This window comes from Streptomyces sp. Tu6071, assembly GCF_000213055.1.
Taxonomy (GTDB): Bacteria; Actinomycetota; Actinomycetes; order Streptomycetales; family Streptomycetaceae; genus Streptomyces; species Streptomyces evansiae.
In genome coordinates, this window is record NZ_CM001165.1 from 4,555,012 (window position 1) to 4,568,419 (window position 13,408).

At 75.8% G+C, this 13,408-nt stretch carries 12 protein-coding genes; 8 read left to right on the plus strand and 4 right to left on the minus strand.

Annotation, left to right across the window (positions count from 1 at the left end):
• The first annotated feature begins 100 nt into the window (after nucleotides 1–100).
• Nucleotides 101–1,399 carry a sensor histidine kinase gene (locus tag STTU_RS19010; protein ID WP_007825822.1) on the plus strand — a complete coding sequence of 433 codons (1,299 nt, stop codon included), beginning with the start codon at nucleotides 101–103 and terminating at the stop codon, nucleotides 1,397–1,399.
• 9 nt (nucleotides 1,400–1,408) lie between these two features.
• Here STTU_RS19010 and STTU_RS19015 read toward each other — a convergent pair whose 3' ends face one another.
• Together STTU_RS19015 and STTU_RS19020 are read right to left on the minus strand one after the other, a co-directional pair.
• Nucleotides 1,409–1,966, minus strand: a complete 558-nt coding sequence (locus STTU_RS19015; protein WP_007825823.1) for an SUKH-3 domain-containing protein — start codon at nucleotides 1,964–1,966, stop codon at nucleotides 1,409–1,411.
• Nucleotides 1,967–1,985: 19 nt separating this feature from the next.
• The gene (locus tag STTU_RS19020; RefSeq protein WP_007825824.1) at nucleotides 1,986–2,570 is read right to left on the minus strand and encodes a YwqJ-related putative deaminase; all 585 of its coding nucleotides are present in this window, start codon (nucleotides 2,568–2,570) and stop codon (nucleotides 1,986–1,988) included.
• Between the two features lie 347 nt (nucleotides 2,571–2,917).
• Between STTU_RS19020 and STTU_RS19025 the strand changes: the two genes are divergently transcribed.
• The 4 genes from STTU_RS19025 (at nucleotide 2,918) to STTU_RS19040 (ending at nucleotide 8,179) form a co-directional block, all read left to right on the plus strand.
• Nucleotides 2,918–3,937: an HNH endonuclease gene (locus tag STTU_RS19025; protein WP_007825825.1), complete on the plus strand. Its 1,020-nt coding sequence runs from the start codon at nucleotides 2,918–2,920 to the stop codon at nucleotides 3,935–3,937.
• Between the two features lie 5 nt (nucleotides 3,938–3,942).
• Nucleotides 3,943–6,315 (plus strand): SUKH-4 family immunity protein, encoded by a 2,373-nt coding sequence (locus STTU_RS19030; protein ID WP_007825826.1) that lies wholly within the window; start codon nucleotides 3,943–3,945, stop codon nucleotides 6,313–6,315.
• Nucleotides 6,316–6,414: 99 nt separating this feature from the next.
• Nucleotides 6,415–7,347 carry a DivIVA domain-containing protein gene (locus STTU_RS19035; RefSeq protein ID WP_007825827.1) on the plus strand — a complete coding sequence of 311 codons (933 nt, stop codon included), beginning with the start codon at nucleotides 6,415–6,417 and terminating at the stop codon, nucleotides 7,345–7,347.
• A gap of 121 nt (nucleotides 7,348–7,468) precedes the next feature.
• Nucleotides 7,469–8,179: a SanA/YdcF family protein gene (locus STTU_RS19040; protein ID WP_043257547.1), complete on the plus strand. Its 711-nt coding sequence runs from the start codon at nucleotides 7,469–7,471 to the stop codon at nucleotides 8,177–8,179.
• A gap of 40 nt (nucleotides 8,180–8,219) precedes the next feature.
• Here the strand turns inward: STTU_RS19040 and STTU_RS19045 are convergent, their stop codons facing one another.
• A complete protein-coding gene (locus STTU_RS19045) occupies nucleotides 8,220–9,047 on the minus strand; it encodes a MerR family transcriptional regulator (protein WP_078519009.1) in 828 nt (275 codons plus the stop codon).
• 125 nt (nucleotides 9,048–9,172) lie between these two features.
• On the opposite strand from STTU_RS19045, the gene STTU_RS19050 reads away from it, so the two are divergent.
• The gene (locus STTU_RS19050; protein WP_043255692.1) at nucleotides 9,173–9,568 is read left to right on the plus strand and encodes a nuclear transport factor 2 family protein; all 396 of its coding nucleotides are present in this window, start codon (nucleotides 9,173–9,175) and stop codon (nucleotides 9,566–9,568) included.
• 88 nt (nucleotides 9,569–9,656) lie between these two features.
• Here STTU_RS19050 and STTU_RS19055 read toward each other — a convergent pair whose 3' ends face one another.
• Nucleotides 9,657–11,318, minus strand: a complete 1,662-nt coding sequence (locus STTU_RS19055; RefSeq protein ID WP_007825837.1) for a penicillin-binding transpeptidase domain-containing protein — start codon at nucleotides 11,316–11,318, stop codon at nucleotides 9,657–9,659.
• Between the two features lie 65 nt (nucleotides 11,319–11,383).
• On the opposite strand from STTU_RS19055, the gene STTU_RS19060 reads away from it, so the two are divergent.
• On the plus strand, nucleotides 11,384–12,427 hold the full coding sequence (locus STTU_RS19060) for a LysR family transcriptional regulator (RefSeq protein ID WP_007825839.1): 1,044 nt from the start codon (nucleotides 11,384–11,386) through the stop codon (nucleotides 12,425–12,427).
• The gene (locus STTU_RS19065; protein WP_043255694.1) at nucleotides 12,424–13,335 is read left to right on the plus strand and encodes a serine hydrolase; all 912 of its coding nucleotides are present in this window, start codon (nucleotides 12,424–12,426) and stop codon (nucleotides 13,333–13,335) included. Before STTU_RS19060 ends, STTU_RS19065 begins: the two co-directional genes overlap by 4 nt.
• The last annotated feature ends 73 nt before the right edge of the window (nucleotides 13,336–13,408 follow it).

Here is a 13,408-nt window from a genome sequence, read left to right on the forward strand (position 1 = left end):
TCGGGTGAAGGGTGGGGGTGGTGCGCGGCGCGCGTCGTGGGCGTTGTGGGCTGGCGCACTCCCCCGGGATTCGGGACGGAACGCCCGTACGCTGGGGGCCATGACCACGACGGGGGAAGAGCACCGGGCGGCCGGGGGGCCGTGGTGGTGGCAGCGGCGGCGGAGTGCCGTGCTGGATGTGGTGCTGGCGGGGGTCTCGGCGCTGGAGTGCGCTGTCGAGGGGGCGGTGTTCACGGACCGGGTGGGGCTCGGCTCCGCGCTCGGGGTGCTGCTCGGGCTCGTGGTCGGTTCCGTGCTCGTCCTGCGGCGGCGGTGGCCTGTCGCCGTCGTGCTGGTGGCGCTGGCGGTCTCGCCCGCCGAGATGGGGATGGTCCTCGGCTTCGTGGGCCTCTACACGCTCGCCGCCTCGGAGGTGCCGCGCCGGATCACGGCCGTGCTCGCGTCGATGTCGGGGCTGGGTTCGCTCCTCGTCTCGCTCGTGCGCATGGGGCAGCACGTGGACGAGAGCGGCGCGGCGACGACGCCGTGGTTCACGCCGTCGATGGCGGTGCTCGTGGCGCTCGGGACGACGGCGCCGCCGGTGCTGCTCGGTCTGTACGTGGGGGCGCGGCGTCGGCTCATGGAGAGTCTGCGGGAGCGTGCCGACTCGCTGGAGCGGGAGCTTCAGCTGCTCGCCGAGCGTGCGGAGGAGCGGGCGGAGTGGGCGCGGGGTGAGGAGCGGCGGCGGATCGCGCGCGAGATGCACGACGTGGTGGCGCACCGGGTGAGTCTGATGGTGGTGCATTCGACGGCTTTGCAGGCGGTGGCGCTGAAGGACCCGGAGACGGCGGCGAAGAACGCGGCGCTCGTGGGGGACATGGGGCGGCAGGCGTTGACGGAGTTGCGCGAGATGCTCGGCGTGATGCGGGCGTCGTCGGGGGTGCCGGTGGCGCGCGCGGCGGAGCCGGAGCCGGAGCCGGTGGTGGCGGTGCCGGAGCCGCGTGCGGTGCTGGTGGAGGAGGAGCAGGGGCCGTCGCTGGCGGAGCTGGAGGAGTTGGTGGGGCAGTCGCGGGCGGCGGGGATGGCGGTGGAGTTCTCGGTGGAGGGCGAGGGCTCGGGGTACGGGGCGCGGGTGGAGCGTACGGCGTACCGGGTGGTGCAGGAGGCGTTGACGAACGCGCACAAGCACGCGGCGGGTGCGGCGACGCGGGTGCGGCTCGCGCGGCGGGCGGGGGAGGTCGCGATGCAGGTGGAGAACGGTCCGCCGCCGGAGGGTGGTGTGGACGTGAAGCTGCCGAGCGGGGGGAACGGGCTGGTGGGGATGCGGGAGCGGGTGCTCGCGCTCGGCGGGGTCTTCGTGGCGGGGCCGACGGACGCGGGGGGTTTCCGGGTGTCGGCGGTGCTGCCGGTGGGGGAGTGAGCGCGGGGTTCAGTCGCCGGTGACGGTGAGGGTGAGGCGTTCGGGGGCGGTGCCGGTCAGGAGGGTGGTGAGGCCTTGGTCGATGTCGGCGCCGAGGTACCAGTCGCCGGTGTGGTCGAGGGCGTAGACGCGGCCTTCGTCGTCGATGGCGAGGGCGGCGTGGGTGGTGGTGTCGAGGCCGAGGGGGCACAGGTGGGTGCCGAGGGCGTGGCCGAGGTCGCCGAGGGTGCGGGCGAGGTGGAGGCCGTGGAGGGGGTCGAGGTCGAGGCTCGCGGGGGCGAGGTGGCGGCCTTTGGCGGTGGGGTGCGGGGTGAGGCCGCCGAATTCGGCCCAGGCTTCGACGGCGGCGGGGGAGACGTGGTGTTGGTGTCCGGCGGGTGAGGTGTGGGCGCGGAGGGTGTCGGCCCAGATCTCGGCCTGGGCGATGTCCCAGCGGCCGGGGGTCCAGCCCGCGGTGCGCAGGGCGGAGTCGGCGGCGTCGGGGAAGCGTCCGGTGGGGGCTTCGCCGAGGGCGTCGAGTCCTTCGAGGCGGGTGAGTTCTTCGAGGGGGTGGGGCGGGGTTTTCATGGGATTCGCCGGTCCGGGTTCAGTCCTGGAGGGTGGGGTCGATGACGCGGACGCCGAAGTGTTCGGCGAGTGCGGTGCAGGAGCGGCAGGGCGGGGCGAAGGCGCCGTGGAGCGGGTCGCCGTCCTCGCGGATGTGCCGGGTGGTGAGTTTGGCGCCTTTGAGGGCTTTGCGGGCTTCGCCGAGGGTCATGGGGCGGCGGGCGGCGCGTTTGGAGCGGGCGGTGCGGGTGGCGTCGGCCTCGGTGAGGTGGCGGGAGAGGAGGACGGCTTCGGCGCAGCGTCCGGTGAAGCGTTCGCGTCTCTCGCTGGTGAGGGTGTCGAGGAAGTCCTGGACGAGGGGGTGCAGGGCGGGGGGCTGGTCGCCGCGTGCGCCGGTGCCGGTGAGGGTGGTGCCGCGTACGGAGAAGGCGGCGGCGACGGCGGGGAGGATGCCGTCGCGGCGGTGGCGCAGGGTGGGGGGCCGGTTGCCGTCGTGGCTCCAGTCGACGCGGGGGTCGTGGGCCGGCAGGAGGGAGGAGGGGCGCGGGGTGCGGGGGCCGGGGGTCGCGGGGGTCTCGGGGGCGGTGTGCGCGGTGGCCTCGGGGCCTGGTTGTGCGGTGTGCATGGCGGTGCTCTTCCCCTCCGTACCTTCCCCCGTGTTGTTCTCCCGGGCGGACCGTGTGGTGCCCTGGCCGGTCCTGGAGAGCGCTGACAGCCTGCCAAACGTGCGCTCCCGGGTGGTGGTGGGGGTGTCCTGCCGGGGTTACAGCTTCGCACGTGGTGGCTGCGGGAACGGTTCGGCGCGGGCGCGCGCGGGCGTCGGGAGCCGTCCGTCCCGGCTCCCGCTGCGGTCGGCCCTGTGACCGTGGGGGGCCCACCGCATAGGCTGGGGCGACCGCTTCCGGGGCGGTGTCCGGTTGGTGTCCATTGGTGTCAGTGTTGGTGTCGGCGAGGGTGCAGGGGGCTACCGCCATGACGACAGGTCGGCTCGGTGAGGGGGTGCCCGCGCAGGGTTCTCCGGTGCGGGCGGCGTCTGCGGACCGGGTGCCGCCGAACGCCGCGTACGCGGGGCAGGCGGTGCGTTTTCCCGACCCGGTGCGGGCGGCGCGGTATCCGGCGGGTGTCGTGGTGGACGGCGGGGGGCGGCCGGTGTTCACGCCGTACGCGCGGGCCGCCGTGGAGATCGCGGAGCCGCCGACGGGGTTCGGTGTGGACGAGTTGCGGCTGACGGACTACGTGTCGGCGAACGCGGCGATGGCGGCTTCGGGGGACGAGTTGTGGGAGGGCCTGTCCCCGGTGGCGACCCCGCACGGCTGGACCTGGCACCACGTGGCGGATTCGCGGCGGCTCGAACTCGTGCCCGTGGAGGTGAAGGCGCTGCTGCGGCATCACGGGGGTCTGGCGACGGCGCGGGTGGAGCACGGGCGGCGCGGGACGCGGCCTCTCCAGCAGACGAAGCCGGCGCATTTCGGGCTGCCGCGTGAGCTGGTGGCGGTCGAGGAGCGGCAGGTCCTGGCGCTGGAGGAGGACCTGGGGTACCGGCTGCCGGGCGCGTACCGCTCGTTCCTGAAGGCGGGTGGCGGGTGCGCGCCGGTGGGGGTGGCACTCGACGCGGAGCTGGGGCTGCTCGTGGACCAGCCGTTCTTCACGGTGCGCGAGGAGGCGGCGGTCAACGATCTCGCGTACGTCAACAAGTGCTTGCGCGATCACGTGACGAAGGACTACCTGGGGGTGGCCTTCGTGCAGGGCGGGCTCCTGGTGGTGAAGGTGCGGGGTGAGGCGACGGGTTCGGTGTGGTTCTGCCCGTACGACGACGCGCGGGACCGGGACGGGCTCGATGCGGCGGCGCGGGTGCGGGAGTTGCTGCTGCCGTGCGGGGAGGACTTCGACGCGTTCCTGTCGCGGCTGGCGGGGAGTCCGCCGGAGCTGGAGACGGTGGCGCAGTTGATGGTGGACGGTGGGTTCGCGCGTGTGGTCCCGGTGGGGGAGTGAGTGACGTGGTGACGTTCGCGCAGGCGCAGGAGCGCGGGGAGCGCTGGATCAACGGGGACGTGCCGCGCTATCAGCACCGTGAGGTGCGGGTGCGGGAGTTCGGGCTCGGTTTCGTGGTGTGGGCGGAGGACCGCGCGGAGGCGGGGCCTTCGGACGGTGGCGGGCAGCGTGTGGTGATCGCGCGGGACGGCCGTGACGTGACGTTGTGGCCGGATCTTCCGGTGGCGGAGGTGATCCGGCGGTACGAGGAGGAGTACGGGGCCGCGGCGGCGGACGAGGCGGTGCCGGAGCCGCCGGAGCGGATCGACCTGAACCAGACGTCGTTCCTGCTGTCGCCGCCGGAGTGGTTGCAGGAGGCGGCGGATCAGCTCGGCATCCCGGGCGGGCGCGCGGACGCTTCGCGCGGCGGTGACGCGACCGCGGCCGACGCGACCGCGGGCGACGCGGGCGCGGGCGGTCCGGCGCCGACCGGTCCGGCGGCGGGCGGTTCCGTCGCGGGCGGTGCGCGGCCCGCCGAGCCGGTGGCGGGGGAGGGGGCGTGGGAGGCGGCGGACACGACAGGGGCGGCGCAGGGCCGTCTGGTCGTGCCGCCGGACACGGTGTTCACGCAGGGCGACGAGGAGGCGGCGGGCGGCCCGGGGGCCGGGGGCGTCCCGGCGTCGGAGGCGCGGACGCGGTTGCTGGACGGGACCGTACCGGCGCCGCCCGGTTTCCCCGAGGCGCCGGGTGTGCCCGGCCCTCCGGCGGTGCCGCCGCGTCCGGCTCCGGGCGCGGAGGACTTGAGCCAGGTCGCGACGAGCAAGGCGACGCCGAGGCGTCAGGAGCGGGGCCCGGTGCCACCGCCCGGCCCGGCCCCGGCGGGTCCGCTCGCCGGTCCCGCCGGTCCCGGCGGCACGGGGCAGGGCGGCGCGGGTACGGGTCAGAGCGGGCCCGGCGCGGGCCAGGGTGCCGGTACGGGCCCGGGTGCCGGTACAGGTCAGGGTGCCGGTGCGGGCCAGGGCGGCTCCGGCGCCGGGGTGCACCACGCCCCCACCGTCTTCGCGCCCCCTCCGCCCGGCCCCGGCCCCGTCGCCGGGACCCCCTCGACGCCCCCGCCCCCGCCCGCGAACACCCCGCCGGACGGGGTGGCGCACGCGGCCACGGTCCTGTCGCGCCCCTCGGGCCCGGCCGCGCCCCCGCCGCCCCCGTCCCCCGCCCCACAGGCCCCCGTCAGCCCGCGGAACGCGGCCTCCGCGCCGGGCCCCGTCCCGTCGGCACCCGGCCCCGTACCGCCCACCCCGCTGGGCCCCGTCCCGCCGTCGCCCGGCCCCGTACCCGCGACCCCGCCGGGCCCGGTGGCGTCCCCGCAGTCCCCGCAGTCCCCGCAGTCCCCGCAGGGCTACGGCTATCCGCGTCCCGGTGTGCCGACGGTCGGCCCGGGTTACCAGGCGGTGCTGCGGTTCCGGGCGCCCGACGGGTCCGAGCAGCAGGTGATCCGGCGTTCGGCGCCGGGGCTGCCGCACCCGGAGTGGCAGATCCTGCACGAGCTGCGGGCGATGAACGTGCCGCCGCAGCAGGTGCTCGAACTCCACACGGAGCTGGAGTCGTGCGAGCTGCCCGGGGCGTACTGCGCGCGGATGATAAGGGAGACGTTCCCGCAGGCGCGGATCACGTCGATCGCGCCGTACGGGACGGATCACGCGAGCAGGCAGCGCGGGATGGCGCAGTTGCTCGCGCACCAGGGCGAGCTGCACCAGGTCGCGGACGGTCCGGCGCGTCCGGCGCCGGTGCGGGTGCCGCTGCCGCGGGTGCCGCAGGCGCCCGCCGTGCCGCTCGACGAGGTGGCGCGGGAGCTGGCGGGGGCCTTCGGGCCGCAGGGCGTGTTCCGTTTCGAGCCGCAGGCGGTCGCGCGGGCCGGGGTCCCCGAGGTCGTCGCGGCCTCGCTGACGACGGCCGGGCTGCCGTTCGACATGGGGCCGTTCTTCTGGGCGCAGGCGCAGCCGGGCCGTCCGGTGCCGACGCTCGCGGAGCTGGCGCAGGAGCGCGGTGTCGCGGCGGCCCCGGACGCGGGCACGTACCTCGTCGTGGGCAGCGACTTCGGCAAGGCGCTGTGCGTGCAGTACGGGACGGGGCACATCGTCGCGGTGCCGGTGGAGGCGGGTCCGGGCGGGGCTCCCGTGCCGCCGCAGTTCGTGAACTCTGGGCTCGTGGAGTTCACGCGGTGCCTGGCGATGCTGGGCCGCATGTGGCGGCTGCGCTACGGCCTCACGCAGGAGCAGGCGGGCCGCTGGACGGTCGATTTCCAGGCGGAGCTGGCGGCGCTGGACCCGGCGGCGCTGGCCTCGGCGGAGTCGTGGTGGTCGGTGATCCTGGAGCAGTTGTGGGACGGGCTGTCGTAGGGCTCGCGGTGTGCGGTGGGGCTCACTCGCGCGGGGCGCTTCCGGCGCTTCGATGACGCATCCTTGGGAGTGTCATCAGCGGAGACGGAGGCCCCCGGCGTGAGCAGCAACGAGCACGATTTCCCGCCCGCGCCCCCCTCCGTCCGTCCCCGCGCCTACCGTCCCGCCGAGGTCGACGCGTTCCTCGACCGGCTCGGTGAGGAGTACGCCCTCGCGCGCGCCCGCGTCCAGGCGCTGGAGGCCGAGGCGGGGCGGCTCGGCGCGGAGGCCGAGGCGCTGCGGGAGGCGGTCGCGGCGCTCCCGCCCGCGGATTACGCGGTGCTCGGTGGCGGGGCCGTCGATCTGCTCGGTCTCGTCGAGGAGGAGGCGGAGGAGCTGGCGGCCACCGCGCGCGCGGAGGCCGACGCGCTGGACGAGCGGGCGCGCGCGGAGGCGGTACGGCTCGCGGCGGCGGCGCACGAGGCGGCGACGGCGGTGCGTACCGGCGCCGACGCGCACGCGGACTCGCGGCGCGCGGCGGCGGTCGCGGAGGCCGAGGAGATACGGGCGGCGGCGCGCGCGGACGCGGAGCGGGTGCGGGGCGACGCGGGTGCGGCGCTGCGCGAGGTGAAGGAGGCGACGGCGGCGCACCGCGCGGCCGTCGAGCAGGAGCACGGCGAGCGTGCGGCGGCTTTCGCGCGCGCGGCGGAGGCGGCGCGCACGGAGGCGGCCGAGGCGGCGGCGGCGCGCCTGGACACGGCGGAGTCGGTGCTCGCGGCGGCGCGCAGGGCCCGTGCGGAGGCGGAGGAGACGGCCCGCCACCGGCAGGAGGACAGCGAGGCGCGGGCGACGGCGCTGCGCGCGGAGGCGGCGGCGCGGGCCTCGACGGTGCTGCGCGAGGCGGAGCGGTACGCGGCGGCACGGGCGGAGCACAGCGAGCGGGTGCGGGCGCATCTGCGGCACATCAAGGGCGCGCTGGCGGCGCTGACGGGGCGCGGCGGCGCGGTCGCGGACGAGGCGGCGGACGGGGCGGCGGCGGACGCGCACGGGTGAGGCGGAACCGGGGGGTTCCGGGGCGCGTGCTTGCGGGTGAGGGCGCGCGGGGGCGGGTTCGCGGGCGCGGGGGTGCGGGTGCGCGGGTCCCTCGGGGGCCGGGCGGGAACGGGGTGCGGTGGTGGCGGCGGGCTGGTGGGCGCGGGTGCGGGTGCCGGGGTGGCCGCGGTCGCGGCGGGGGCGGCGGCGGGCGTTGTGGGCGGTCGTGGGGCTGTGTGTGCTCGCGCTGCTGCCCTCGGCGTGGATACGGGTGGCGAGCGACGGCGGGGTACGGGCCGAGGCGGACGTGGACCGGGCCCCGGTCGCGGTGGTCTTCGGCGCGGGGCTGTGGGACGGGAAGCCGTCCCCGTACCTGGCGCACCGGCTGGACGCGGCGGCGCGGCTGTACGCGGCGGGGCGGGTCACGGCGGTGCTGGTGACGGGTGACAACAGCCGCACGTCGTACGACGAGCCCACGGCGATGCGCGACTACCTGGCGCGGGCGGGTGTCCCGAGGCGTCAAGTGGTGCGGGACTACGCGGGGTTCGACACGTGGGACTCGTGCGTGCGGGCGCACCGGGTCTTCGGCGTGGACAGGGCGGTGCTGGTCAGCCAGGGCTTCCACATCCGCCGGGCGGTGGCGCTGTGCCGCGCGGCGGGCATCGACGCACAGGGCGTCGCGGCCCGCGACCCGCGCGACGTCACCTGGTACTACGGAGCGACGCGCGAGCTCCTGGCCGCCCCGAAGGCGGCCCTGGACACCCTGATCCACCGCACCCCGACCCTCGGCCCCCGCGAGCCGGACGTACGGGAGGCGGTGGCGCGGGGGCGGGGCCTTCGCGGCGGGCGCTGAGAGCGTTCGCGGCGGGTGCTCAGGGCCTTCGTGGCTGCCGTCACGCCGGGGCCGTCGTCGTGAAGACCGGCCAGCCGATTTCCGTGCGCCAGTGGGACGGGTCCGGGGTGTCGTGGAAGGTGACCGGGTAGAACTCGTGGATCGGGCCCGCCACCGCGAGGGCGTGGCGGGTCACGTACGTCGCGAGGGTGCCGTAGGCGCGGTCGATGCCCGTCTCGGGGCCCTCGTGGGTGATGACGGCCAGTTCCGCCGGGGGGAGTTCCGTCATCCGTACGCGGCCTGCCGCGCGCGGCTCCGTCGCGACCGGCACGTAGACCGTGGCGCGTCCGTGTTCGAGGGTGAACAGGGCGTCGTCGTAGACGCCTCCCGCCGGGCCGGAGGGCGGCAGGCCCTGGCTCGCGAGCGTCGCGAAGAGTTCGCCGAGCGCGCCGTGGTACCAGGCGCCGATGTCGGCCACGGGGAGGTCGTCGGCGGTGACGGCGGCGACCCTGCGGGCCGGCAGGCGCCGGTGGGTGATCGCCCCGGCCGCCTCGGGGTGTTCGAGGAGGTCGCGCAGCGAGGTGACGGCGTCGTGGGTGCGGGCGAGCTGGTCCTCCAGGCGGCGCAGGTGCCGTGCGATCAGCGCGTTGCGGGCGCCGGGGTCGGGGGTGCGCAGGATCTCGCGGATGTCGGCGAGCGGCATGTCGAGGTCGCGGAAGCGGTGGATGATCTGCGCGGTGGGGATCTGGGCGAGGTCGTAGCGCCGGTACCCGGAGACCTCGTCGGTCGCGGCGGGCTCCAGGAGGCCCTGCTCGTGGTAGTGGCGCAGCGCCTTCACGCTCAGGTGGGTGGCGCGGGCGAAGTCCCCGATCGACAGCAGCTCGGACATCCCTCCAGTCTGGCCCCTCCCCCAGGGGGAGACACCAGGAGCGGCGCGCGCTTGCCCCTGCCCCTGCGGGAGCGCCCACGGTGGAGTCGTTCCCGGAGAGCCCGGGACGAGAGGAGCGAGAAGCAATGGCCACCACCGAGATCCCCCTGCGCGGTGTCGTCGCCGACCACATCCGCGCGGTCAACGCCTTCGACGTCGACGCGATCATGGCGACGTTCGCCCCGGACGCGTACGTCAACGACAACCGGCGCGAGATCCGGGGCGCCGCCGCGATCCGCCGCTGGGTGGAGAAGGAGATGGTCGGCGAGCACGTCACCGTCGAGCCCGTGGAGGTCCTCGACCACTACGGCGACGTCGTCGTCAGGGGCCGCTACGACGGCGACTACGACAAGTCCGGACTGCCCGAGGAGCTGATCATGAGCAACTACTTCGCGATCAGGGACGACCGGATCGTGTCGCTCACGGTCGTCTTCAACCAGGCGAGCGAGTACGAGTACGGGGACGGGGCGGACGCGGCCTAGCCGCTCAGCCGCCCAGCCGCAGCCGCCTGGCCCCAGCGGCCCCGCCCCGCCCCGGAGCCGTACGGCCCCGCCCCGCGCCCCCCGCCCCCTACTCCCCGTCCCCCGGCACCCGCGACAGCAGCTCGTGGAGGATCGGGCCCGCCGAGCCGCTGCCCGTGACGCCGCCCTCCACGACGCAGGCGATCGCCACGTTGCCCCGCCGCGCGACCATCCAGCCGTTGTTGGGGGCGTCGTCGGAGACCTCGGCGGTGCCGGTCTTGCCGCCGATCTCGCCGGGGAGGTCGGAGAGGATGTGCGCCGTGCCCTCGGTGACCGTGGCGCGCATGAGGGTGCGCAGGTCGGTGGTGACCTGGGCGGGGAGCGGGGTCGTCTTCGTCGTGTCCTTCGGGTTCGGGACGAGGTGGGGCATGCGGAAGCGGCCCGTCGTGGCGGTCGCGGTGACCGAGGCCATGATGAGGGGGTTCGCCTGGAGGCGGGCCTGGCCGATCATCGAGGCGGCCTTCTCGGTCTCGTCCTTGGGGGCCGGGACCGATCCGTCGTAGGAGGGAACGCCGATGTGCCACTCCTGGCCGATGCCGTAGTACTCGCGGGCGACGTCGCCGAGGGCGGTCGGGGCGAGTTTGTCGCGCAGGCTGATGAAGGCCGTGTTGCACGACTCGGTGAAGTCCTTGCGGAAGGTCGCGTCCGGGAAGAACGACGTCTCGACGTTGTGGAACTCCTTGCCCACGACGAGCTGCTTGGGGCAGTCCACGACCGTGTCGGGGCGCACGACGCCCTTCATCAACAGGGCGCTGCTCGTGACGAGTTTGAAGGTCGAGCCCGGCGCGTAGGTGCCGGAGACCGCCCGGTTGAAGCCGGTGGCGGGGGAGTTGGCGACGGCGAGGATCTCGCCCGTGTCGCCGCGGAGCGCGACCAGCGAGGCGTTGCGGTCCTCGGGCTCGGCGGCGAGCGCGTGTTCGGCGGCGGTCTGCCACGTGCTGTCGAGGGTCGTCTCGGCGACCTTGTCCGTCGCCTCCTTCGCGCCGAACCTCGCTTCCGTGCGCAGGACTTCGCCGCTCGTGCGGTCGACGAGGCGGATCGCGCCGCGCGGTCCCGCACCGCCGGCGCCGAGCTGGGCGAGGACGGGGGCGAGGGAGGGGGCGGCGGCCGAGGTGAGGGGCTTGCCGTGGCGGTCCTTCGCCTTCGGCTCGCTCGTGTCCTCGCGGTCGAGGCGGAACTTCGCGACGCCGCTCAGGCGCGGGTGGACGAGGCCGGGCTTCCAGTCGACGAGCCAGCGCCCGCCGTCGCCGTCCTTCGCCTGTCTGAGGGTCATCCGTGAGGTGTACGTCCACGTGCCGAGACCCTTGACCGGCATCCGGGCCGTGAAGGGGACCTCCACCGCGCCGCCCTCCGCCTCGCGGGGGACCCCGGCGGTGAGGCGCGGGCGGGTGATCTCCAGGCCCGAGGTGAAGCTGCCGAGGATGCGGCTCGCCTCGGCGGGGTGCGTCGTACGGGCTCCGGCGGCGTCCAGGCGGTCGTGCGACCAGTCCGCGAGGAAGCCGCGCGCCTGCGCCGCCACCGCCGGGTCGGGCCTGTCCGCGCCCGGCCGTGCGAAGGGGCCCGCCTTCGCGACGTACAGCCCGAGCGCCGTCAGCGCGAGGACCAGGACGACGGCGAGGAGCGCTCTGACGGCGGTGCGGGAGCGGCGCGGCGGGCCCTGCGGCTCCCAGGGGGCGAGCGGCGGGCCGGGGGTGCTGTGGTGGGTCGTCATGGGCCGAGCAGACCAGCGCGGCACCCACTCTGTCCAAGTTCGCTATCAATCATTCATCCATATGGATGTGCGTATCATTGCTGCTCGTGGACCTGATCCGGCACCTGGAGTGCTTCGTGGCTGTTGCCGAAGAGTCACACTTCGGCCGTGCCGCGCGCCGGCTCGGCATGGCGCAGCCGCCGCTCTCGCAGCGCGTGCAGCGTCTTGAGAAGGAGCTGGGGGTACGGCTCTTCGAGCGCACGAGCCGTCGCGTCGCGCTCACCAGGGCCGGTCAGCTCCTGCTGCCGGAGGCGCGCACGCTCCTCGACCGGCACGAGGCGCTGCGCGCCGTCGCACGGCGCGTGCGCGAGGGCGGGAGCGGCCTCCTGCGGGCCGGGCTGCCGCCCGACCTCGCGGGGCCGACGGTCGCCGCGCTCCTCGCGGGCTTCCGGCGGGCCGATACCGGAGTCGAGCTGGAGGTACGGGAGTTGACGACCGCCGAACAGCTCGCGGCGCTGCGGGCGCGGGAACTCGACGTCGGCCTCGTCCATCATCCCTGCGCGCTCCAGGGCTTGGCGCTCGGCCCCGTGCTCCGGCGCGAACTCGGCGTGCTGCTCGCCGAGTCGGCGGACGCGGCGGCGGACGCGGTGGTGCCGCTCGCGGCGCTCGGCGACCGCGAACTCGTCCTCTTCCCGCGCGCGGGAGCCCCCGCGCTCTACGACGAGCTCCTCAACTCCTGTGCCCGCGAGGGCTGGACACCGCGCGCCGTGCGGCACGGCCGGGGTGAGAACTTCGTCCGGGGCCTCGTGCTCTCGGGGCAGGCCGTCGCCTTCGTCCCGCGCGCCGAGGCGGTCGACGTGCCGGGGCTCGTGTGGCGCCCGCTCGCCGGGGCGCCCCTCTCCCGCCGCCACTCGGCGGCCTGGCCCGCCGGTCGCGAGGACGCGGCCGTCACCGCGTTCGCCGAGGCGGTGACGGTGGCGCTGCGCGAGCGGGAGGGCGCCGTGGTGGACGGGGGCGGGACCGCCGCCGGGGGCACGGGGGCCGAGCGGCACGAGGACCCGGCGGCCCCCGGGTCCGGCACCCCTGTACGACCTTTGCACCTACGTCCAGCGGCGGAGTACTGGCTGTGAACGACGCATCCGAGGAACGCACCGCGCCCGCCCGCACGGCCGTCGCGGACCGTATCGCCGCCGCCTTCGCGGACGCCGGGGTGGACGGCGTCGTCCACGCGGTGGACATCGACCGGGGGACGGAGACGGGGTGGGAGGCGGACCGGCTCGTGTGCACGGCGAGCGTCCACAAGCTGTGTCTGCTCCTCGCGCTGCACCGGCTCGCGGCGGCGGGCCGGATCGACCTGACGGAGCGGGTCGAGTGCCCCGTCGAGGGGCGTACGCCGGGGGGTACGGGGCTCGCGGCGATGCTCGACGCGCCGCGCATGTCGCTGCGCGACCTCGCGTACCTCATGATCGCCGTGAGCGACAACGCGGCGGCCGACCTGCTTCTCGCGCGGATCGGTCTGGAGGAGGTCAATCGCACGACGGAGGCGCTGGGGCTGCGCCGCACCCGCGCGGTGGAGAGCTTCGCCGCGACGCAGGAGGGCATGCGCGAGGACGCGGGCCCGGCCGGGGCCCGTGCCCTCACCGACCCGCTCGTGCTCGCGCGCCTGCGCGCCCTCGACCCCGCGCACGGCAACCGCTCCACCCCGCGCGAACTCACGCGCCTCCTCGCGGCGTTGTGGCGGGACGAGTTCCTGCCGGAGCCGCACGGGGCGGCGGTGCGCAGGCTGCTCGGCCTCCAGGTCTGGCCGCACCGTCTCGCCTCGGGTTTCCCCTTCGACGACGTGCAGGTCTTCGGCAAGACGGGCACGCTCCCGACGCTGCGGGCCGAGGTGGGCGTCGTGGAGTACCCGGACGGGGGCCGCTACGCGGTGGCCGTCTTCACGCGCGCCGCCGACACGGGGCACGTCGTCCCCGCGGCGGACGCGGTCATCGGGGTCGTGGGGCGCATCGTGGTGGACGGGCTGCGCGGCGCCCCGTGAGGCGGTGCCATTCCGCACCGCGACCGCTGCCGGTGCGGTGCCCGTAAAACCCGTGCCGGGAAAGAGGATGCAG

Coding starts and splice junctions, on each gene's coding strand:
- STTU_RS19020 (WP_007825824.1), bottom strand. CDS start 2,570: ATGCACACCGCACAACCAGGCCCCGAGGCCACCGCGCACACCGCCCCC.
- STTU_RS19055 (WP_007825837.1), bottom strand. CDS start 11,318: ATGACGACCCACCACAGCACCCCCGGCCCGCCGCTCGCCCCCTGGGAG.
- STTU_RS19060 (WP_007825839.1), top strand. CDS start 11,384: ATGTGCGTATCATTGCTGCTCGTGGACCTGATCCGGCACCTGGAGTGC.
- STTU_RS19015 (WP_007825823.1), bottom strand. CDS start 1,966: ATGAAAACCCCGCCCCACCCCCTCGAAGAACTCACCCGCCTCGAAGGA.
- STTU_RS19025 (WP_007825825.1), top strand. CDS start 2,918: ATGACGACAGGTCGGCTCGGTGAGGGGGTGCCCGCGCAGGGTTCTCCG.
- STTU_RS19010 (WP_007825822.1), top strand. CDS start 101: ATGACCACGACGGGGGAAGAGCACCGGGCGGCCGGGGGGCCGTGGTGG.
- STTU_RS19045 (WP_078519009.1), bottom strand. CDS start 9,047: ATGTCCGAGCTGCTGTCGATCGGGGACTTCGCCCGCGCCACCCACCTG.
- STTU_RS19050 (WP_043255692.1), top strand. CDS start 9,173: ATGGCCACCACCGAGATCCCCCTGCGCGGTGTCGTCGCCGACCACATC.